General features: G+C 61.0%; 20 protein-coding genes. 13 read left to right on the top strand and 7 right to left on the bottom strand.

Annotated elements, in window-relative coordinates; genetic code table 11:
* Positions 1-84 precede the first annotated feature (84 nt).
* From iolE to K9857_RS23170, 11 genes are all read left to right on the top strand, one after another.
* On the top strand, positions 85-978 hold the full coding sequence (gene iolE / locus K9857_RS23220) for a myo-inosose-2 dehydratase (protein ID WP_224539712.1): 894 nt from the start codon (positions 85-87) through the stop codon (positions 976-978).
* Positions 975-1,784, top strand: coding sequence for a 5-deoxy-glucuronate isomerase (iolB, locus tag K9857_RS23215; protein ID WP_224539710.1), 810 nt, complete (start codon positions 975-977; stop codon positions 1,782-1,784). The genes iolE and iolB overlap by 4 nt, the downstream gene beginning before the upstream one ends.
* 29 nt (positions 1,785-1,813) lie before the next feature.
* Positions 1,814-2,635 carry a TIM barrel protein gene (locus K9857_RS23210; protein WP_224539708.1) on the top strand — a complete coding sequence of 274 codons (822 nt, stop codon included), beginning with the start codon at positions 1,814-1,816 and terminating at the stop codon, positions 2,633-2,635.
* Positions 2,636-2,763: 128 nt separating this feature from the next.
* On the top strand, positions 2,764-4,695 hold the full coding sequence (iolD, locus tag K9857_RS23205) for a 3D-(3,5/4)-trihydroxycyclohexane-1,2-dione acylhydrolase (decyclizing) (protein ID WP_224539707.1): 1,932 nt from the start codon (positions 2,764-2,766) through the stop codon (positions 4,693-4,695).
* A gap of 32 nt (positions 4,696-4,727) precedes the next feature.
* Positions 4,728-5,753, top strand: a complete 1,026-nt coding sequence (locus K9857_RS23200) for a Gfo/Idh/MocA family protein (RefSeq protein WP_224539705.1) — start codon at positions 4,728-4,730, stop codon at positions 5,751-5,753.
* 136 nt (positions 5,754-5,889) lie between these two features.
* Positions 5,890-6,942: a Gfo/Idh/MocA family oxidoreductase gene (locus K9857_RS23195; protein ID WP_224539702.1), complete on the top strand. Its 1,053-nt coding sequence runs from the start codon at positions 5,890-5,892 to the stop codon at positions 6,940-6,942.
* Positions 6,943-7,096: 154 nt separating this feature from the next.
* Complete coding sequence (locus K9857_RS23190) at positions 7,097-8,023, top strand: sugar ABC transporter substrate-binding protein (RefSeq protein WP_224539700.1); 927 nt, start codon at positions 7,097-7,099, stop codon at positions 8,021-8,023.
* A gap of 70 nt (positions 8,024-8,093) precedes the next feature.
* On the top strand, positions 8,094-9,659 hold the full coding sequence (locus K9857_RS23185) for a sugar ABC transporter ATP-binding protein (RefSeq protein WP_224539698.1): 1,566 nt from the start codon (positions 8,094-8,096) through the stop codon (positions 9,657-9,659).
* A gap of 55 nt (positions 9,660-9,714) precedes the next feature.
* Positions 9,715-10,737: an ABC transporter permease gene (locus K9857_RS23180; protein ID WP_224539696.1), complete on the top strand. Its 1,023-nt coding sequence runs from the start codon at positions 9,715-9,717 to the stop codon at positions 10,735-10,737.
* Between the two features lie 80 nt (positions 10,738-10,817).
* The gene (locus tag K9857_RS23175) at positions 10,818-11,696 is read left to right on the top strand and encodes a LysR substrate-binding domain-containing protein (protein WP_224539695.1); all 879 of its coding nucleotides are present in this window, start codon (positions 10,818-10,820) and stop codon (positions 11,694-11,696) included.
* A gap of 85 nt (positions 11,697-11,781) precedes the next feature.
* On the top strand, positions 11,782-12,006 hold the full coding sequence (locus tag K9857_RS23170; protein ID WP_224539693.1) for a hypothetical protein: 225 nt from the start codon (positions 11,782-11,784) through the stop codon (positions 12,004-12,006).
* A gap of 18 nt (positions 12,007-12,024) precedes the next feature.
* Here K9857_RS23170 and K9857_RS23165 read toward each other — a convergent pair whose 3' ends face one another.
* From K9857_RS23165 to K9857_RS23140, 6 genes are all read right to left on the bottom strand, one after another.
* Complete coding sequence (locus tag K9857_RS23165; RefSeq protein WP_224539691.1) at positions 12,025-12,546, bottom strand: DUF3016 domain-containing protein; 522 nt, start codon at positions 12,544-12,546, stop codon at positions 12,025-12,027.
* 106 nt (positions 12,547-12,652) lie between these two features.
* Positions 12,653-12,859, bottom strand: a complete 207-nt coding sequence (locus K9857_RS23160) for a hypothetical protein (RefSeq protein WP_224539689.1) — start codon at positions 12,857-12,859, stop codon at positions 12,653-12,655.
* Positions 12,860-13,061: 202 nt separating this feature from the next.
* Positions 13,062-13,499, bottom strand: a complete 438-nt coding sequence (locus tag K9857_RS23155; RefSeq protein WP_224539686.1) for a hypothetical protein — start codon at positions 13,497-13,499, stop codon at positions 13,062-13,064.
* Between the two features lie 205 nt (positions 13,500-13,704).
* Positions 13,705-14,118, bottom strand: coding sequence for a VOC family protein (locus K9857_RS23150; RefSeq protein WP_224539684.1), 414 nt, complete (start codon positions 14,116-14,118; stop codon positions 13,705-13,707).
* A gap of 131 nt (positions 14,119-14,249) precedes the next feature.
* Positions 14,250-14,879 (bottom strand): TetR/AcrR family transcriptional regulator, encoded by a 630-nt coding sequence (locus tag K9857_RS23145; protein WP_224539682.1) that lies wholly within the window; start codon positions 14,877-14,879, stop codon positions 14,250-14,252.
* Complete coding sequence (locus K9857_RS23140) at positions 14,866-15,717, bottom strand: 3-hydroxybutyryl-CoA dehydrogenase (RefSeq protein WP_224539680.1); 852 nt, start codon at positions 15,715-15,717, stop codon at positions 14,866-14,868. The genes K9857_RS23145 and K9857_RS23140 overlap by 14 nt, the downstream gene beginning before the upstream one ends.
* A gap of 166 nt (positions 15,718-15,883) precedes the next feature.
* Here K9857_RS23140 and K9857_RS23135 point away from each other — a divergent pair, with 166 nt between their 5' ends.
* A complete protein-coding gene (locus tag K9857_RS23135) occupies positions 15,884-16,921 on the top strand; it encodes an AraC family transcriptional regulator (RefSeq protein WP_224539678.1) in 1,038 nt (345 codons plus the stop codon).
* Positions 16,918-18,732, top strand: coding sequence for an ABC transporter ATP-binding protein (locus K9857_RS23130; protein WP_224539676.1), 1,815 nt, complete (start codon positions 16,918-16,920; stop codon positions 18,730-18,732). The genes K9857_RS23135 and K9857_RS23130 overlap by 4 nt, the downstream gene beginning before the upstream one ends.
* Before the next feature lie 3 nt (positions 18,733-18,735).
* Here K9857_RS23130 and K9857_RS23125 read toward each other — a convergent pair whose 3' ends face one another.
* Positions 18,736-19,689 carry an alpha/beta hydrolase gene (locus tag K9857_RS23125; protein WP_224539673.1) on the bottom strand — a complete coding sequence of 318 codons (954 nt, stop codon included), beginning with the start codon at positions 19,687-19,689 and terminating at the stop codon, positions 18,736-18,738.
* Between the last annotated feature and the right edge of the window lie 165 nt (positions 19,690-19,854).

Raw genomic sequence — 19,854 nt, 5'->3', positions numbered from 1 at the left:
TTAGGCCTGATCGCGAGCAGGCTCGCTCCCACAAGGGTCCATGTCACGTTTCAAGGTGCTGGAAAAACAATAAAAGGTACAGCCATGCCCGCAATCCGAATTGGCATCAACCCGATCTCCTGGAGCAATGACGACCTGCCGTCCCTCGGTGGCGAGACGCCGCTGAGCACCGCGCTGAGCGAAGGCAAGGAGATCGGTTACGAAGGTTTCGAACTCAACGGCAAGTTTCCCAAGGATGCCAAGGGCGTGGGCGATGTGTTGCGTCCCTATGACCTGGCGCTGGTATCGGGCTGGTACTCCAGCCGCCTGGCTCGCCGTTCCGTGGCCGAGGAAATCGACGCCATCGGCAGTCATGTCGAGTTGCTGGCGAAGAACGGCGCCAGTGTGCTGGTGTACGGTGAGGTTGCCGACTCCATCCAGGGCCAGCGTATTCCACTGGTCGAGCGCCCGCGGTTTCACACCGAACAGGCGTGGCAGGAATACGCCGACAAGCTCACTGAACTGGCGCGTTTCACCCTGTCCCAAGGCGTGCGCCTTGCCTATCACCACCACATGGGCGCTTACGTCGAATCGCCGGCGGACATCGACACTCTGATGGCGTTGACCGGCAGCGAAGTCGGCCTGCTGTTCGATTCGGGCCATTGCTACATGGGCGGCGGTGAACCCTTGCAGGTGTTGCGCAAACACATCGGGCGAATCTGCCACGTGCATTTCAAGGATGTGCGCAAACCCGTGGTGCAGTTGGCGCGCAACAACCTGTGGAGCTTCCCGGACTGCATCATCAACGGCACCTTCACCGTTCCGGGCGATGGAGATATCGACTTTCGCGCACTGCTCGATGTGTTGCTGGACGCCGATTATCACGGCTGGCTGGTGGTCGAAGCCGAGCAGGACCCGGCGGTGGCGCCGAGTTATGTCTACGCGAAAAAAGGCTACGACACTTTGCGTGCGTTGCTCGACGAGAGGGTCGCGCCATGAGTCTGCTGGTGAAAAGCAATGCCCGCGGTCGGACCCAGGTCGAGTTGGGCGAAGGTCAGTTGGAATACGTCGGTTTCGCCGCTTACCGATTGAGCCTCGGCGAGACGCTGCCGGTCAGTGCAGGTGATCAGGAATTGTGCCTGGTGCTGCTCAGCGGAAGGGTCAACATCAAGGGTGAAGCGCCGGAGCAGGGCGCGTTTGCCTGGGACAACATCGGCGATCGTCAGTCGGTGTTCGAAGACAAATCACCTTTCGCCGCCTATTTGCCACCCGGTACTCAGGCGCAGGTGGTGGCCTTGAGTGATGTGCAGATCGCCGTATGCGCCGCTCCGGGTAGCGCCACAACTCAGCTCGGGCCGCGCCTGATCAAACCCGAGACCATGAAACGCAGCGTGCGCGGCAAAGGGGCGAACACCCGTTACGTCTGCGACATTCTGCCCGACAGCGAACCCGCCCATTCGCTGCTGGTGGTGGAAGTACGTACCCCCTCTGGGCACTCGTCGAGCTATCCGCCGCACAAACACGATACCGACGATCTGCCGCACCAGAGCTTTCTCGAAGAAACCTACTACCACCAGATCAACCCGCCGCAGGGCTTCGTGTTCCAGCGGGTCTACACCGATGACCGCAGCATCGATCAGGCCATGGCCGTGGAGAACAACGATCTGGTGGTCGTGCCCAAGGGCTATCACCCGGTCAGCGTGCCTTATGGCTACGAGTCTTATTACCTGAATGTAATGGCGGGACCCAAACGCGTCTGGCAGTTCCACAACGATCCGCAGCACAGCTGGCTGCTCGATCTCTGAACCTCAACGTCTGGCGGAGAACCACAATAATGAGCAAACCCCTGCGTTTCGCCTTGAACCGGATGGTCGCCCCGCGCCTGTCATTGCCGGCGTTCATCGAACTGGCGGCGACCCTCAAGGCGGACGCGATCGAGATCCGTAACGACCTCGAAGGTGTCGAGATCGAGGACGGCACCACGCCTGAGCAAGTGCGCGAATTGTGCGCAGCCAGAGGCATTTGCGTACTGTCGATCAACGCGCTTTATCCCTTTGATGTGTGGAATGCCGAGCGTCGCCTGCAAGCCCTGAAACTCGCCGCCTACGCACGCGATTGCGGTGCCCGGGGGCTGGTGATGTGCCCACTCAATGATCGTGGCGATTCACGCAATGAAGCAGAGCGTGCCGCAGACCTGTACACAGCGTTGACGGAGCTGGCGCCGATCCTGCGCGATCACGGGATTCTCGGGTTTATCGAGCCTCTGGGTTTCGAAGAGTGTTCGCTGCGTCGCAAGCACCCGGCGGTGGAAGCGATCAAGGCCATCGGCGCTCAGGATGTGTTTCGTCTGGTGCATGACACCTTCCATCATCACCTGTCCGGGGAGCAGGAATTTTTCCCCGAGCTGACCGGGCTGGTGCACATCTCTGGTGTCGAGGATGCCCAGGCACCCTTGACGAGCATTCGTGATGGCCACCGGGTGCTTGTAGGCGAGGGCGACATCCTCGGCAACGCGGCACAGATCGAAACCCTGCTCGCCAGCGGTTACGGCGGCTACCTGTCGTTCGAGCCATTCGCCGACAGCATCCACGGCCTGGCGGATATAGAGCGGGCCATCGGCGCGAGCATGGACCATCTGCAGAAATCCCTGAACTGACACCCGACTGTGGGAGTGAGCCTGCTCGCGAAGACGGCGGCACATTCAACAGCGCGATCGCCTGACAGACCGCAATTGCGAGCAGGCGCGCTCCCACAGGATTTCTGGCCGTATTGAAGGAACGAATCATGACCACAACAAGACTGACCATGGCCCAGGCCCTGGTGAAATTCCTCGACAACCAGTACATCGAAGTCGATGGCGTGCAGAGCAAGTTCGTCGCAGGGGTCTTCGCCATCTTCGGTCACGGCAACGTGCTGGGACTGGGGCAGGCTCTGGAGCAGGACAGCGGCGACCTGATCGTCCATCAGGGTCGCAATGAGCAAGGCATGGCCCACGCGGCGATCGGTTTCGCCAAGCAGCACCTGCGGCGCAAAATCTACGCCTGTACGGCGTCGGTGGGGCCCGGCGCGGCGAACATGCTGACCGCTGCCGCCACCGCGACCGCCAACCGCATTCCGTTGCTGTTGCTGCCTGGCGATGTCTACGCCTGCCGTCAGCCGGACCCGGTGCTGCAACAGATCGAGCAGTTCCACGACCTGAGCATCAGCACCAACGACGCCTTCAAGGCCGTCAGTAAATACTGGGATCGCATCAACCGTCCCGAGCAGTTGATGACAGCGGCGATCCACGCGATGCGCGTGCTCACGGACCCGGCGCAAACCGGCGCGGTGACGCTGGCCCTGCCACAAGACGTGCAAGGCGAGGCATACGACTATCCCGATTATTTCCTGCAAAAACGTGTGCACCGCATCGAACGCCGTCCAGCCACCGAAGCGATGCTGGGGGATGCGCTGGCGCTGTTCAAAGGCAAGCGCAAACCGCTGATCATCTGCGGTGGCGGGGTCAGGTATTCCGGCGCCAACAGCGCATTGCAGGCCTTCGCCGAGCGCTTCGATATTCCTTTCGCCGAAACCCAGGCCGGCAAGAGTGCGGTGGTTTCCAGCCATCCGCTGAACGTGGGCGGCATCGGCGAAACCGGTTGCCTGGCGGCGAACCTGCTGGCCGCGGAGGCAGATCTGATCATCGGTATCGGCACCCGCTACAGCGACTTCACCACCTCATCGAAATCATTGTTCCAGCACCCGGATGTGCAATTTCTCAACCTCAACATCTGCCCGTGCGACGCCCTGAAGCTCGACGGCGTGCAACTGCTGGCGGACGCCAGAACCGGTTTGCTGGCGCTGGCCAAAGCGCTGGGCGACTTCCGCTCCGAATGGGGCGATCAACCGCGACTGGCCAAAGCCCGGCTGGACGAGGAAGTGCATCGCCTGAACCGGATCGAATACCAGACCCGGGATTTCGAGCCGGAAATCAACGACCACATGGACCCGGCGGTGCTGCGTGAGTTCATTGAGCTGACCGGCTCCTGCCTGACCCAGAGCCGCGTGCTGGGTGTGCTCAATGACGGCCTCGCCGATGACGCGGTGATCGTCGCCGCCGCCGGCAGCCTGCCGGGTGACTTGCAGCGCAGCTGGCGCAGCAAGGGCGTGAACACCTACCACGTCGAGTACGGCTATTCGTGCATGGGCTATGAGATCAACGCCGCACTGGGCGTGAAGCTCGCCGAACCCGAGCGCGAAGTCTATGCGCTGGTGGGCGATGGCTCCTACATGATGCTGCACTCGGAGCTGGCGACCTCGATTCAGGAGCGACGCAAGATCAATGTGGTGCTGTTCGACAACATCGCGTTCGGCTGCATCAACAACCTGCAGATGGGCAACGGCATGGACAGCTTCGGCACCGAGTTCCGTTTCCGCAACTCGCAGACCGGCAAGCTCGACGGTGATTTCGTGCCGGTGGATTTCGCCATGAGCGCTGCGGCCTATGGCTGCAAGACCTACAAGGTGACCACCGTTGAAGAGCTGCAGGCTGCGTTGACCGATGCGCGTTTGCAGGCGGTGTCGACGCTGATCGACATCAAGGTGCTGCCCAAGACCATGATCCACGGGTATCTGTCGTGGTGGCGGGTCGGCGTGGCCCAGGTGTCCACCAGCGCTAGCACCAATGCAGTGGCGCAAACCATTAACGAACGACTGGCCAAGGCCCGTCAGTACTGATTGCTTTGAATCGAACAATAAGGAGTTCTCACATGTCACTGCTTTCCAGTCCTTTACGGTTAGGCGTCATCGGCACCGGCGCCATCGGTCAGGATCACATCCGTCGTTGCAGCCAGACACTGCTCAACAGCCAGGTCGTGGCTGTCACCGACATCAATCTGCAGCAGGCGACCAAGGTCGTAGCCGATCTGAAGCTGACGGCCGAGGTCTATCCCGACGGCCATGCGCTGATCAAGGCGCCGGAGGTCGATGCGATCCTCGTCACTTCCTGGGGCCCTAGCCACGAAGAATTCGTGTTGGCAGCGATTGCCGCGGGCAAGCCGGTGTTCTGCGAGAAACCGCTGGCCGTCACCGCCGAAGGTTGCCGCAAGATCGTCGAAGCGGAAGTGGCCCACGGCAAGCGGCTGGTACAGGTCGGTTTCATGCGTCCGTACGATGAAGGCTATCGTGCGTTGAAATCGGTGATCGACAGCGGCCAGATCGGCGAACCGCTGATGCTGCACTGTGCGCACCGCAATCCCACGGTGGGCGAGCACTACAAGACCGACATGGCGATCACCGACACGCTGATCCATGAACTGGATGTGTTGCGTTGGTTGCTTGATGACGATTACGTGTCGGTGCAAGTGGTGTTCCCGCGCAAGAGCAGCAAGGCCCTCGCACATTTGAAAGACCCGCAGATCGTGCTGCTGGAAACCGTCAAGGGCACCCGAATCGACGTCGAGGTTTTCGTCAATTGCCAATATGGCTACGACATCCAATGCGAGGTGGTGGGGGAGACCGGCATTGCCAAACTGCCGGAACCTTCCCAGGTGCAAATGCGCAGCGGGGCGAAGCTGTCCAACGCCATCCTGATGGACTGGAAGGATCGCTTCATCGCCGCCTATGACGTCGAGTTGCAAGCGTTCATCGACGGAGTTCGCGCCGGGCGGATTGGTGGGCCGTCGGCCTGGGATGGCTTCGCCGCCGCGGTGGCCGCCGATGCATGCATCGAGGCGCAGACCAGCGCAGCGATCGTCAAGGTTGCCCTCCCTGATCGCCCGAGCTTCTACAACTGACACCGATTTCCCGTAGGAGCGAGGCTTGCCCGCGAAGGCGTCCGGCCAGTCGCACTGATGCTGAATGTGCCTGGCTCTTCGCGGGTAATCCTGCTTCCAAGGCTCGGCCACGGCTCACCTGAAAAGGAGTTGATTCATGCGTATCGGACTCGTCGGTTACGGCCATGGCGGTCGGTTCTTTCATGCGCCACTGATCAGCAGCTTGCCGGCGGCGACTTTCGTGGGTGTCGTCACCCGTTCAGCGTCGCGCCGACAGTTGTTGGCGACTGACCATCCAGGTGTGCCGGCTTTCGACAGCATCGGCCAGTTGGTGGAGGCTGGCATCGACGTGCTGGTGGTGTCCACGCCACTCAAGGGGCGTCCGGCGCTGGTGCTCGACGGCATCGAGCATGGTGTCGCCGTGGTCAGCGACAAGCCGTTCGCGGCCGATGCGCAACAGGCGCAGACCCTGATCACCATGGCCGAGCGCCAGGGCGTGTTGCTCAGCGTTTATCAGAATCGACGCTGGGACTCGGACTTCCTGACGGTGCGCAAACTCATCGAGTCTGGCGCGCTCGGTCAGGTCAGACATTTTGAGTCGCGGATCGAGCGTTACGCTCCCCAGGCGGTGAACGTCGCCAGTGGCGGCGGTTACTTGCGCGATCTCGGCAGTCATCTGGTGGATCAGGCCTTGCTGCTGTTCGGTCCGGTGGCTCAGGTATACGCCGAACTTGATAACCGGGACCCGAGCCAGGCATTCGATAACGGCTTCTTTGTGTCACTGACCCATGCCAGTGGCGTGATCTCGCATCTGACCGGCAACTGCCTGCAAAACACTCCCGGCCCGCGCTTTCGCGTGACTGGCACTCAAGGCTGCTACAGCGTCGAGGGTCTGGATGGGCAAGAGGCGTTGGCGCTGACCGGGCTTTCGCCGCAAACCGAAGGCGATCGTTGGGGCGTGGAGGAGCATCGGCGCTGGGGCTGGTTCGAGCATGGCGAAGAGCGCGAACGGGTACCGTCCGAGCGAGGCGGTTGGAATCAGTTCTATCTGCAGCTGCAACGTGCGTTGCAAGGCGCTGGTCCGCTGCCCGTGGATCCTCGTGACGCCCTGGCGACCACCCGCGTGCTAGACGCCGCGCGACTGAGTTTCGAACAACAGCAAGTGGTGCGATTGAGCCCGTTTGCGAGCCACGGAACAAAATCAGAATAAAATTCTAAAACCGATTGATATGGAAAAAATTTTCCAATACAGTCATTTCCAGAAAATCCATACACACCTGTTTAACGCTCCTCCAGCTTGTCCGCTTACTGAAATCGTCACGCCTCATCCATAAAACCAACAAGAATGTGGAGAAAGACTTTTCATGAAGACCAAGATCCGTTTTGCCTCCCTTGCCCTGTCGCTGATGTTCGCCAGCGGCGTTGCCCTGGCCGATATGAAGATCGGCGTCAGCATGTCCCAATTCGATGACACCTGGCTCACCTATCTGCGCGAATCCATGGACAAGAAAGCCAAGTCCTACCCCGATGGCGTCAAGCTGCAGTTCGAAGACGCCCGCAGCGACGTGGTCAAGCAACTGAGCCAGGTCGAAAGCTTTATCAGCCAGAAAGTCGATGCCATCGTGGTCAACCCGGTGGATACCGCCGCCACCAAAAAAATCACCGAAGCCGCGGTGAAGGCCGGCATTCCCCTGGTCTACGTCAACCGTCGCCCCGATGACCTGAACCTGCCGAAAGGCGTGGTGACGGTCGCCTCCAACGACCTGGAAGCCGGTGAAATGCAGATGCAGTACCTGGCCGACAAGATGGGTGGCAAGGGCGAAATCGTGATTCTGCTGGGGGACCTTGCGAACAACTCCACGACCAACCGCACCAAGGGCGTCAAGGAAGTACTGGCCAAATACCCGGACATCAGGATCGAGCAGGAGCAGAGCGGCACCTGGCTGCGCGATAAAGGCATGACCCTGGTCAACGACTGGTTGACCCAGGGCCGCAAGTTCGACGCGATCGTCTCCAATAACGACGAGATGGCCATCGGCGCCGCCATGGCCTTGCAGCAGGCCGGCGTTGAAAAAGGCAGTGTGTTGATTGCCGGTGTTGACGGCACGCCAGACGGTTTGAGTGCCGTGAAGAAGGGTTCCCTGGCGGCCTCGGTGTTTCAGGACGCTCAGGGCCAGGCCGATGGTTCCATCGATACTGCCGTGAGAATGGCGAAGAACGAGCCGGTCGAGCCGGCGGTCTGGGTGCCGTTTCGCCTGATCACTCCGCAGAACGTCGATCAGTTCAAATAGCCCGTCCGTTCAATAACAACAATGAGCAGGCAGGGCGGCGACTGCCGCCTTGCCGATGGAGTACCTGATCATGTTCGCTTCAGCGACCGTTTCGAGCACCCCTTTGAACGCTGCCCAGCCCGCTGCAAACACTGTCGAAGAGCCATATCTGCTCGAAATCATCAACGTCAGTAAAGGATTTCCCGGTGTGGTGGCGTTGTCCGACGTGCAGCTGCGGGTCCGTCCCGGTTCAGTGCTGGCACTCATGGGCGAGAATGGTGCGGGCAAGTCCACCCTGATGAAAATCATCGCCGGGATCTACCAGCCGGACGCCGGCGAGCTGCGCCTGCGGGGCCAGCCGGTGGTGTTCGAAACACCGCTCGCGGCGCTGCAGGCCGGGATCGCGATGATCCACCAGGAGCTCAACCTGATGCCGCACATGAGCATCGCCGAAAACATCTGGATCGGTCGCGAGCAGCTCAATGGCTTGCACATGATCGACCACCGGGAAATGCACCGCTGCACGGCGAAACTGCTGGAACGTCTGCGGATCAATCTCGATCCGGAGGAGCAAGTCGGCAATCTGAGCATCGCCGAACGGCAGATGGTCGAGATCGCCAAGGCCGTGTCCTATGACTCCGACATCCTGATCATGGACGAACCGACCTCCGCCATCACCGACAAGGAAGTCGCGCATCTGTTTTCGATCATTGCCGACCTGAAGAATCAGGGCAAAGGCATCATCTACATCACCCACAAAATGAACGAGGTGTTTGCCATCGCCGATGAAGTGGCGGTGTTTCGCGACGGCGCCTACATCGGTTTGCAACGGGCCGACAGCATGGACAGCGACAGCCTGATCTCGATGATGGTCGGCCGTGAGTTGAGCCAGCTCTTTCCAGAGCGCGAAAAACCGATTGGCGAGCTGCTGCTGTCGGTGCGCGATCTCAGGCTCGATGGCATTTTCAAGGAGGTTTCTTTCGACCTGCACGTTGGCGAAATCCTCGGTATCGCCGGGTTGATGGGATCGGGGCGGACCAACGTCGCCGAAGCGATTTTCGGCGTGACCCCAAGTGACGGTGGCGAGATTCGTCTGGATGGCGAGGTGGTGCGCATCAGCGATCCGCATATGGCAATCGAGAAGGGCTTCGCTCTGTTGACCGAAGATCGCAAACTCAGTGGCCTCTTTCCCTGTCTCTCGGTGCTGGAAAACATGGAAATGGCGGTGCTGCCGCACTACGCCGGTCACGGGTTCATCCAGCAGAAAGCCTTGCGCGCATTGTGCGAAGACATGTGCAAAAAGCTGCGGGTCAAGACTCCGTCTCTGGAGCAGTGCATCGACACCCTGTCCGGTGGTAATCAGCAGAAAGCCTTGCTGGCGCGCTGGCTGATGACCAACCCGCGAATCCTGATTCTCGATGAGCCTACCCGGGGGATCGACGTCGGCGCCAAGGCCGAGATCTACCGGCTGATTTCCTGTCTCGCCAGTGAAGGTATGGCGGTGATCATGATTTCCTCGGAGCTGCCGGAAGTACTCGGCATGAGTGACCGGGTGATGGTCATGCACGAGGGCGATCTGATGGGCACTTTGGACCGCAGCGAAGCGACTCAGGAACGCGTGATGCAATTGGCATCGGGCATGTCCGCGGTTCACTAATGGATGCGGCGGTGGCCTGGCCACGGTCGATGACGCGATAGAAGGGTGAGGGCTTATGAACGCGATACTGGAAAACAAACCGACAACGGCAGCAGCCAAGAGCCGGCGGCGCTTTCCGACCGAGCTGAGCATTTTCCTGGTGCTGATCGGCATTGGCCTGGTCTTCGAATTGTTCGGCTGGATCGTGCGGGATCAGAGCTTCCTGATGAACTCCCAGCGACTGGTTCTGATGATCCTGCAAGTGTCGATCATCGGCCTGCTGGCGATTGGCGTGACCCAAGTGATCATCACCACCGGCATCGACCTGTCGTCGGGCTCGGTGCTGGCGCTGTCGGCGATGATCGCCGCCAGTCTGGCGCAGACCTCGGATTTCGCCCGGGCGGTGTTTCCCTCGCTGACCGATCTGCCCGTGTGGATTCCCGTGATCGCAGGTCTGGGCGTCGGGCTGCTGGCGGGCGCGATCAACGGCAGCATCATCGCCATTACCGGGATCCCGCCATTCATTGCCACCCTGGGCATGATGGTCTCGGCCCGGGGCCTGGCGCGCTACTACACCGAAGGCCAGCCGATCAGCATGCTGTCGGAGCCGTACACGGCCATCGGTCACGGCGCGATGCCGGTGATCATTTTCCTGGTGGTGGCGGTGATCTTCCACATCGCCCTGCGCTACACCAAGTATGGCAAATACACCTACGCCATCGGCGGCAACATGCAGGCGGCGCGTACCTCGGGGATCAACGTCAAGCGCCATCTGGTCATCGTCTACAGCATCGCCGGTTTGCTGGCGGGGCTGGCAGGCGTGGTGGCATCGGCCCGCGCGGCGACAGGTCAGGCAGGGATGGGCATGTCGTACGAACTGGATGCGATCGCCGCAGCCGTCATCGGCGGCACCAGCCTGGCGGGCGGAGTAGGGCGCATCACCGGCACGGTCATCGGCGCGCTGATCCTTGGCGTGATGGCCAGCGGGTTCACCTTCGTCGGGGTCGACGCGTACATTCAGGACATCATCAAGGGCTTGATCATCGTGGTCGCGGTGGTCATCGATCAGTACCGCAACAAGCGCAAGCTCAAACGCTGAAATTGCACGATATTCGGTATTTGCCATCAAGAGCTGAAGCACATAGATTTAGTCGCATTCAGTAGTTTGGCGAATTAATCATGCAAGCAGGTGATGTCGAGATCGATTTGCTGCGCGCGTTCATTGCCGTGGCGGAAACGGGCAGTTTTACCGCGGCGGCGGATGTCATTGCGCGGTCGCAATCGGCGGTGAGTCAGAAAATCATCCGGCTTGAAGAAGTTTTGGGGCTGAAGGTGTTCGAACGTACCAGCCGGGTGCTGACTCTCACGCCGGACGGTGAACGCCTGTTGGTGGGGGCGCGCAAGATGATGGTGCACTTCGACGATTTCCTTCGCGATATCCGGGAGCCTGCGGCGGTGAATCTTCTGCGTCTGGGGATCTCCGAAAATCTGGTGCCGACACAGTTGCCGAAGTTGCTTTCGCGCTTCACGAAGCTGTATCCCGATCTGCAACTGGAGCTCACCACGGGGCTGAGCAACGATCTGTTGGCCGATTACGAAGCCGGGCAGCTTGATGTGGTGATTGCCAAACGCAAGAAAAGCGCGACCGCGCAACGCGGCCGGGTGATCTGGCGTGAGCCACTGGTATGGATCTGCGCAAAAGACTATGAAATCGAGCCGTCTCGTCCCGTGCGCCTGGTGATGATGCGTCCACCGTGCGCTTACCGCGCGATAATGATCGAGGCGATGGCGTCTGTGCGGCGCGAATGGTCTTCGGCCTGTCTTGCCAGCAATCTGATCGGCGTGCAGGCGGCGGTCGCGGGAGGGCTTGGGATCACTGCGCTTGGTACGTCGTTCCTGCAGGAAGGCATGCGGATCATTGAGCCTTCGGAGAAGTTGCCGACCCTGCCTACCACCGAAGTCGCGGTCATCGGCGACGAGGCCCGCACTCAGCACCTGGTGCAACCTCTGGTGTCTTTGCTGACCGAGGGCTTGATGTCGAGCAGCAGCCTGACCTGATCGACCATTGTGCTTTGCGCAAACTGACGACAAGCTGGCGGGCTGTGCGCAACGCTCAAGTAAAACGGATCAAGGAAGACAACAAATGACCCAATGGCGACACCAGGGATTCTGGAGCAAGTTTTGGTACTACACCGTTCTCGTGGGCGGCGCGTTGTTCATCTGGTACAGCGGCGCGATGTGGCTGGGGGACGGTGGTTCTTCCGGGCGCAAGCGCGTTTTCAGCACCGGCTTTGTCGTGCTTTGCGTTATCGTGGCGGTTATTGAACTGATACTGCTGAACCACTTCTTTGGCGCGAAGGGGAGATGATCCCGGTCGCGCGACTTTTCAATTCACCCCAACCTGATGTTGTCCCTTGAACTCTCTCTGGAACCAGTCCGAGAGCATGGCTTTCTCTGAATAGAGGCGGTCGCTCCTGCTGGCCCGACCCGGACGTTGCAGGTAGTTCTGATCAAGGACCCGGGCGTCTTCCTGGCTCACGATCTGGCCATTTTGTTTGAGCACGTAGTGCAAGTCGATGCTCGGCCAGGTGATTTCGCGCATGAAGCGCACTTCATAGGCATACGGGCGCCAAGGCTCGAAGCGGCCGGCCAGGTCGATGTTGCGTATTTCAATTTGCAGTTGCTGGTCGGGTGGCAGGTAGCGTTCGCCCAGCTTCTGGAAGTAGCTGCGCAGCTCTTTCATGACGTAGGCGTCGGCACCGCGCTCGTAGCCCGGGCTGTCGAGGCTGGCATCGGTGTATTTTTCGGGATTCTTGAAGTCGACTTCGACCGAGGACACTGCGTTGGCGGGCGGCAGCATGAACAGTGAGAGCAATACGATCGAGGCGCTGGTGATTGTTGAGCGCATGGCATCACCTCCAGGTGCAGCACTATTGATGCGTGCCGCACCTCTTCAGTTTACGCTCAAGGTGTATTTCGAACAGTTCCAGTCCGGTAAATCCTGCCCAGGGAAATCAGATCAGAAACCCGACCACCTGTCCGCCATGGCCATCCTGCGCCCCGGCGATCAAATGCAGCGGCACTTTCTGTTCATTCTCCAGCGACGGAATTTCAATGCTGCCCACGATGTGCAGCTGTCGCTCGCTCAGTCGAAGCGCCTCCTCTTCCTTTGCCTTGGCCATTCTCGCGTGGTTCGCTGCGATTTCATTGAGAGTTGACACGTTCCTTCTCCGGTGACTGACCAAGCGTGTTGCTGGTGCCCTTAAGCGTTAGTTTGAGGTGCTGCCGTGTCAGAAATATGTCGTTCTGCGGCCGCTACGCCCGCCTGTGCAAGCCGCAAGCCAGAGCTGGCGGCGGATTGCGCCCCTCGTTTGATTTACGACGAAAGGTTATGCGACAGAGTCGGGGCCGAGCTGTCAGCGACTACAACCGGTATTTGATGACGATTCCCTTGAGCTTGCGTCCTTCCACAGCTCTCACGTCGCGAGCCCACAATGGCCCGCTGGCATAGGCGCCGACGGTGCCGATATGGTCGTAGACCACCACCACGGCATCACCGCCCAGCTTGGCGGCTTCCTCGCGCAGTTTCTGTTCGACTTCGGTAATCGGTGGGGCGGGATCGACGCTGGCGTCGATCAGCACTTCACCCAGACGGATGTGCGGGCGAAGGGGTTCGGAGCGCAGTACGGTGACTTCGCTGGGCAACGTAGGTGCCGGATGTTCGACGCCGACATAGGCGGTGGTCTGGGCGTCGACGGTGGCGCAGCCGTTGAGCGTAAGCAGCGCGGCGATGAGGCCGCCCGCCAGGAGCGAAAATTTGACGCGGGCAGACCAGGACGCGGCAGGGGCGAGTGCGGGCATGGCGGATCTCCTCCGGACGAACGGCTGCTGAGCGAACGTTGCAAGGTAGACGTTAGCAGACGAGCGGGGAGTTGCCAGAAAGCCTGTGGGAGCGAGCCTGCTCGCGATGGAGGTCAACGATCAAGAGTGCCGCCTGAATGCACGCGTTGGCCGTGCTTTTTTCGCGAGCAGGCTCGCTCCCACAGAAAAGCCGACGGCAGGCGAATTACTGATCCTTCTCGCAATTGACCATCCACGACACACCAAAGCGATCCACCAGCATGCCGAAGCGCGCCGCCCAGAACGTGGCTTCCAGCGGCATTTGCACGTTGCCGCCGTCCGCCAGCGCAGAGAACACCTGTTCCGCCTCTTTGATGCTGTCGACATTCAGCGATACGGAGCAGGCACTCATGGCATCGACGGGGCGGTCCGGTGTGGTGTCCGAGCCCATGATCGCCTGGTCGCCCACGGACAGGCGGGTGTGGATGATCAGGTTGTGCAGGTCCTTGGGGAAGTGTTCGGCGGCAGGGGATTCGCCGAAGGTCATCATGACTTCGAGCTGGCCCTTGAGGGCTTGGGCGTAGAAGGTGAAAGCGGCTTTGCAGTCGCCGTTGAAGATGAGGTAGGGATTGATTTTCATGGCTTGGCTCCCGATGGTTGATGAGGTTCATCGATCTGTAGGAGCGAGCATGCTCGCGATGGTCGTCAACGATTACGCTGGAAATCTGATGCCCCGCGGTGTCCTTGCGTCCATCGCGAGCAAGCTCGCTCCTACAGGATAGGGGACGGTCTTGCCAGGGTGAGGGTTTCGGACGCACGTCGTGGTGCCAGCACGCGCTCGATGGCGCCGCTGAGCATGTTTTCCAGCAACTCGTCCTGCGCCTGTTCATCCAGCGAATGATCAGACATCCAGCTCGGCGCATTGTTGAGCAGTGCGGCAATCGCATGCCCGGCGGCCAGCAGGCCAGGCTCTTCGAGGCGGGAGCGGGCGACGAGCATCTTCAGCAGCCGGCGCTCGTACTGCTCGCGCAACTGCCGAACCCGCGCCTGCTGCTCTTCGTTCAGGCAGCCACCATCACGCTCCACCAGGCGGAAATGGCAGGGCATTTCACGGTGCAGGTTCAGGTGCGCGCGGATCAGATTGGCGAGCCGGTCACGCTTGGCCGGCGCCTTCTGTTCGATCCGGCCGAGGGTGGCCAGCAGTTCCTCGTAGAACTCCTCGATCAAATCCAGCAGCAGGTGCTGTTTGCTCGGGTAATGGTGATACAACGAGCCCGGGGACAGCCCCAGGCACGTGGCGAGCTCACGCATGCCGACCTGACCGAAACCCTTGCTGGCGAACAACTCCAGCACCTTGTCCCGGTATTCGGCGAAACGCGAGCAACGCTCAGGCATAGGCATGGAAGCCGCGCCCCGTTTTGCGTCCCAGATAGCCGGCGGCAACCATTTCCTTGAGAAGCGGCGCCGGGCGATATTTGCTGTCGTTGAAGCCGTCGTAGAAGGCTTGCAGGATCGCCAGCAGGGTATCCAGGCCGATCAGGTCGGCCAGGGCCAGCGGGCCGATTGGCTGGTTGCAGCCCAGGCGCATGCCGGCGTCGATGTCTTCGGCGCTGGCCAGGCCTTCCTGGAACACCAGGATCGCTTCGTTGATCATCGGCACCAGAATCCGGTTGACCACGAACCCAGGGCGGTTGCCGGCGGTGATGGCGGTCTTGCCCAGAGCGGTGGCCATGTGCAGCGCCAGGGCGTGGGTGGCGTCGCTGGTCTGCAGGCCACGAATCACTTCGATCAGGCCCATCACCGGCACCGGGTTGAAGAAGTGCAGGCCGATGAAGCGCTCGGGCTGGCTGACGCTGGCGGCGAGCTGGGTGATCGACAGCGACGACGTGTTGGAGGCGATCACGCAATCGGCGCTGACCTGCGCGGCGATCTGCTGCAGCACCCGCAGTTTCAGTTCGAGGTTTTCGGTGGCGGCTTCGATCACCATGTGAGCGTTGGCCAACTGGCTGTAATCGGTGCTGGTGCGGATCTTGTCCAGGGCAGCGGCTTTCTGTTCCTGGGTCAGGGTCTCTTTGGCTACCTGACGATCGAGGTTTTTGCCAACGGTGGCGACGGCTTTTTGCAGGGCGCTCTCGGAGATGTCGAGCAGGGTCACGTTGAAACCGGCCAGCGCACAGACCTGCGCAATACCGTTGCCCATGGTGCCAGCGCCGATCACGCCGATGTTTTGCAGATTCATCTTGCCGTCCTTCGTCCTAACCTCTGCGATACCTTCGCCGCGGTAGCGGTCGAAAGCGTACTATTGCCGCGAGTCTAGAGCTGGCAGGTCGGTTGTCCTATGCCGAAACTGTTCAACGGCGCTGGCGTTTTTTGCCATTTCCAACCCTGGGGAGAGAAGCATTTACATGCGGGAAAAGGACTCGGTGGCCGCCTATTTCGTGCAGGCAATGATTCACGGGCTGCGCGATCCGCAGCGGGTGCAGGCCGTGCTGGAAGAGGCCGGGGTGGATCCGGCGTTGATCGGGCAGCCCACCGCGCGGGTGCCGGCCAATGCCTTCGCGGCGTTGTGGCTGATACAGATCCGCGAATTGAATGACGAGTTCTTCAGGCTCGACTCCCATGGCATGCCGCCGGGCGCGTTCGCCCTGATATGCCGCGCGCTGATCCAGGAGCCGGATCTGCACAAGGCCATGCGTCAGTGCCTGGCCAATTTCGCCCTGTTCCTGCGCGACTTTCGCGGCACCCTGACCGTGCGCGGCAAGCGCGCGATCATCAGCCTGGAAAGCCAGGCAGCAGACGATGACGTCAGCCGTTTCGGCGAAGAAACCTTCCTGGTGCTGATGATCAGCCTGCTGTGCTGGCTGGGCGGCCGACGCATTCCCATCGACCGCGCCGACTTCCGCCACCAGCGCCTGCCGCTGAGCGACGATCCCTTGCTCTGGGGACCGAACCTGACCTTCGGCGCCGAGCGCACCGAAATCGAATTCGCCAGCCACTTCCTGCGCCTGCCGGTGGTTCAGGATCTGGCGTCGCTCAAGGTGTTCCTGCGTACCGCGCCGCAATGGCTGGTGATCCGCTTTCGCAATCAGCACGGCCTGGCTTCACAGGTGCATCAGCGTCTGCGCAAAAGCCATTACAGCGACTGGCCGACCCTGCAGGCCTTTGCCCTAGAACAGCACCTGAGCCCCAGCACCTTCCGCCGCAAGCTGGAGCGCGAAGGTTGTTCCTATCAGGAGATCAAGGACGAAGTGCGCCGCGCGGTGGCGTTCGAGCAGCTGCGCCAGAGCCGGGCGAGCATCAGCGACATCGCCGAGCACCTGGGCTTTCAGGAACCGAGTGCGTTTCACCGGGCCTTCAAGAAATGGACGGGGGAAAGTCCGGGTCGCTATCGGGCACGGTTTCAGGGGGAGCGCGTCGAGGGCTTGGCGGAGCCTGAGGCGTGAAGCCGATCCTGGGGCGCGTGTCCTCGTTGATTGACCAGGCAAGGCGCGCATTGCTGCTGGTTTGGGGCACTTCCCGCGGTCTGTTCCTCGGCCTGGTGCTGGCCACCCTGATCGCCGGGATGTTGCCGGCGTTGGCAGCCTGGCTGGGGCAGCGGATTGTCGATGCCGTGGTGTTCGCCATGCAGTTGCACGCACAGCAGGGCAGTGCGCCTTTGTGGCCGGTGCTGCGTTATGTCCTGATGGAGGCGGGCGTGCTGGCCTTGCTGTCCGCCAGCCAGCGGGCGCTGTCGGTGCAGCAGTCGTTGTTGCGGGTGCAGTTGGGCCAGAAGGTCAACACGATGATTCTGGAAAAAGCCCAGACGTTGTCGTTGGTGCAATTCGAAAATTCCGAGTTCTACGACAAGCTGGTGCGAGTCCGGCGGGAAGCTTCGACCCGGCCATTGGCGTTGGTGATGAAGTCGCTGGGGCTGATCCAGAACCTGATCATGTTGATCAGCTTCGGCGTGTTGCTGGTGCATTTTTCGCCGTGGGCGCTGGCGCTGCTGGTGATCGGCGCGCTACCTGTGTTTTTTGCCGAAGCCCGTTTCTCCGGCGATGCCTTCCGCCTGTTTACCCGACGCGCGCCGGAAAGCCGCCAGCAAACCTACATCGAGACGCTGCTCTCCCATGAGGCCTACATCAAGGAGGTCAAGCTATTCGGTTTCGCACCGCTGCTGCTCAAGCGCTACCGCGACACCTTCCTGCGCCTGTATGCCGAGGATCGCCGCCTGACCCTGCGCCGCGATGGCTGGGGATTTGTCCTGGGCCTGCTCGGCACCGCCGCGTTTTACCTGGCCTATGCCTGGGTAGTGATCGATGCGATTCACGGCCATATCAGCCTCGGCCAGATGACCATGTACCTGGTGCTGTTCAAGCAGGGGCAGTCCGCGGTCAGCAGCAGCCTTAGCGCAATCAGCGGTCTTTATGAAGACGGCCTGTATCTGTCGAGTCTCTATGAATACCTCGCCGAACCCGTGGTCATCGACACCGGGCGACTGACCGTTGGCGCGCTGCCAGGGGATGGTTTGCGTTTCGAGAACGTCGGCTTCCGTTATCCGGGTGCCAGTCGCGCTGCAGTGCAAGACGTCAGCTTTCATCTTGCCCCCGGCAGCAGCCTGGCGCTGGTGGGCGAGAACGGTTCGGGCAAGACCACGCTGATCAAGTTGTTGACCCGTCTTTACCGTCCCGATCAGGGGCGGATCGTGCTGGACGGCAGCGATTTGCAGGAGTGGCAGGAAGATGCACTGCGTCGCCGCATCGGGGTGATTTTTCAGGATTACATTCGCTACCAGTTCACCGTCGGGGAGAACATCGGCGTGGGCGACACCCTGGCTTTTCAGGATGAGCAGCGCTGGCACGACGCCGCTGCCGAAGGCATGGCCGCGCCGTTTATCGAGCGGCTGGATCGCGGGTATGCCACGCAGTTGGGACGATGGTTTGCCGGCGGACAAGAGCTGTCCGGCGGGCAGTGGCAGAAGATCGCGTTATCCCGCGCGTACATGCGTCGCGATGCCGACATCCTGATTCTCGACGAGCCCACTTCCGCCCTCGACCCGGCAGCCGAAGCGGCGGTGTTCGAGCATTTCAGCCGGCATACCCGCGAACGCATGACCCTGCTGATTTCCCATCGGTTTTCCAGCGTGCGCAATGCCGATCACATCATCGTGCTCGATCAGGGGACGATTCTCGAGCGCGGTGATCATGCGCACCTGCTCAGCCGCGGCGGACGCTACGCCCAGTTGTTTGATTTGCAGGCGCAGGGCTATCGCTAGTTTTCAGGAGTCCTGCGCGCTGCGTGACAGCGTCGGCCCGGCAATCTGCGGTTTGACTTTCATCAGGCTGTCGAGCGCCTGGCGATACTGACTGCCGCCCAGGCTCATGCTGTTGTTGTGCGTGCCGCCGGGGATCAGCAGCAAGCGCTTGGGTTCGTTGGCGGCATTGAACAACTGCTGGCTGAAACGCGACGGCATGAACGGATCGGCCAGGCCGTGGACCACCAGCAGCGGCATGTCGATGTCGGTGATCTTGTCGATGGAATCGAATTTCTGCGACAGCAGCCAGCGCACGGGCAGCCAGTTGACCGGCAGGTTGTTACCGGCCACTTCGGCCACGGCATCACCCAATGACGTGAAGGTGGACTCGATCACCAGACCGCGCACCGGCACCGCGGTTTTGTCCTTTTTCGCTTGTGCCGCCAGGTCCGCCGCGAGGTCGATGGCCACGGCGCCGCCCAGGGAGTGACCGTAGATCAGGCGTTTGTTGGCGTCCGGTTGCATCTGCGTGAAGCGCTCCCAGGCGGCCCGGGCGTCTTCGTAGACGCTGGCCTCGGAGGGCAGGTCGCCCTTGCTCTGGCCGAATCCGCGGTAGTCGACCGCCAGCACCGAATAGCCCATGGCGCGCAATTGCTCGATGCGGAACGCCTGACCGGTGAGGTTCCAGCGCACGCCGTGCAGGTAGAGGATCGACGGCGCATCGCGATGGGCCGCTGGCCACCACCATGCATGCAGGTTTTGCCCGGCCTTGAAGCTGGCGGGTTTGATGTCGAATTCCTGAACATCCTGCGGCAAGCCGCGATACCAACCCGCCGTACCCGGTTCGATGCGGAACAGCAACTCGCGTTCTTTGTATTTGAGCGCGCCGCAACTCACCGGCAGGCCGACGACCAGCGCGGCCATGCACAGCGTCGTCAGCCAGCGACGGCGCAGATGGGTGAGAAAAGCGGAAGGCATCAGGCAAATTACCGGCACGGACAGGAAGTTCGCGTTTTAACAGATGTGTGCCGGTGGTGGGAAAAATTTAGACCATCAGCATTAACTGCATGCACCCGCTCCAGCCTGTAACCCAAGACCCTGTAGGAGCGAGGCTTGCCCGCGAAGGCGGTGTGTCAGTCACCA

The sequence above is a fragment of the Pseudomonas sp. REP124 genome (assembly GCF_020164475.1).
In the GTDB taxonomy this organism is placed as follows: domain Bacteria; phylum Pseudomonadota; class Gammaproteobacteria; order Pseudomonadales; family Pseudomonadaceae; genus Aquipseudomonas.
This window is presented reverse-complemented; position numbering and strand designations above follow the sequence as displayed.

What these genes read in the sequence shown, in the direction of transcription:
- K9857_RS23125 (WP_224539673.1), bottom strand. Translation starts at nt 19,689, where the DNA reads ATGCCTTCCGCTTTTCTCACCCATCTGCGCCGTCGCTGGCTGACGACG.
- K9857_RS23155 (WP_224539686.1), bottom strand. Translation starts at nt 13,499, where the DNA reads ATGCCCGCACTCGCCCCTGCCGCGTCCTGGTCTGCCCGCGTCAAATTT.
- K9857_RS23140 (WP_224539680.1), bottom strand. Translation starts at nt 15,717, where the DNA reads ATGAATCTGCAAAACATCGGCGTGATCGGCGCTGGCACCATGGGCAAC.
- iolD (WP_224539707.1), top strand. Translation starts at nt 2,764, where the DNA reads ATGACCACAACAAGACTGACCATGGCCCAGGCCCTGGTGAAATTCCTC.
- K9857_RS23210 (WP_224539708.1), top strand. Translation starts at nt 1,814, where the DNA reads ATGAGCAAACCCCTGCGTTTCGCCTTGAACCGGATGGTCGCCCCGCGC.
- K9857_RS23175 (WP_224539695.1), top strand. Translation starts at nt 10,818, where the DNA reads ATGCAAGCAGGTGATGTCGAGATCGATTTGCTGCGCGCGTTCATTGCC.
- K9857_RS23135 (WP_224539678.1), top strand. Translation starts at nt 15,884, where the DNA reads ATGCGGGAAAAGGACTCGGTGGCCGCCTATTTCGTGCAGGCAATGATT.
- K9857_RS23200 (WP_224539705.1), top strand. Translation starts at nt 4,728, where the DNA reads ATGTCACTGCTTTCCAGTCCTTTACGGTTAGGCGTCATCGGCACCGGC.
- K9857_RS23180 (WP_224539696.1), top strand. Translation starts at nt 9,715, where the DNA reads ATGAACGCGATACTGGAAAACAAACCGACAACGGCAGCAGCCAAGAGC.
- iolB (WP_224539710.1), top strand. Translation starts at nt 975, where the DNA reads ATGAGTCTGCTGGTGAAAAGCAATGCCCGCGGTCGGACCCAGGTCGAG.
- iolE (WP_224539712.1), top strand. Translation starts at nt 85, where the DNA reads ATGCCCGCAATCCGAATTGGCATCAACCCGATCTCCTGGAGCAATGAC.
- K9857_RS23150 (WP_224539684.1), bottom strand. Translation starts at nt 14,118, where the DNA reads ATGAAAATCAATCCCTACCTCATCTTCAACGGCGACTGCAAAGCCGCT.
- K9857_RS23170 (WP_224539693.1), top strand. Translation starts at nt 11,782, where the DNA reads ATGACCCAATGGCGACACCAGGGATTCTGGAGCAAGTTTTGGTACTAC.
- K9857_RS23165 (WP_224539691.1), bottom strand. Translation starts at nt 12,546, where the DNA reads ATGCGCTCAACAATCACCAGCGCCTCGATCGTATTGCTCTCACTGTTC.
- K9857_RS23145 (WP_224539682.1), bottom strand. Translation starts at nt 14,879, where the DNA reads ATGCCTATGCCTGAGCGTTGCTCGCGTTTCGCCGAATACCGGGACAAG.
- K9857_RS23190 (WP_224539700.1), top strand. Translation starts at nt 7,097, where the DNA reads ATGAAGACCAAGATCCGTTTTGCCTCCCTTGCCCTGTCGCTGATGTTC.
- K9857_RS23195 (WP_224539702.1), top strand. Translation starts at nt 5,890, where the DNA reads ATGCGTATCGGACTCGTCGGTTACGGCCATGGCGGTCGGTTCTTTCAT.
- K9857_RS23185 (WP_224539698.1), top strand. Translation starts at nt 8,094, where the DNA reads ATGTTCGCTTCAGCGACCGTTTCGAGCACCCCTTTGAACGCTGCCCAG.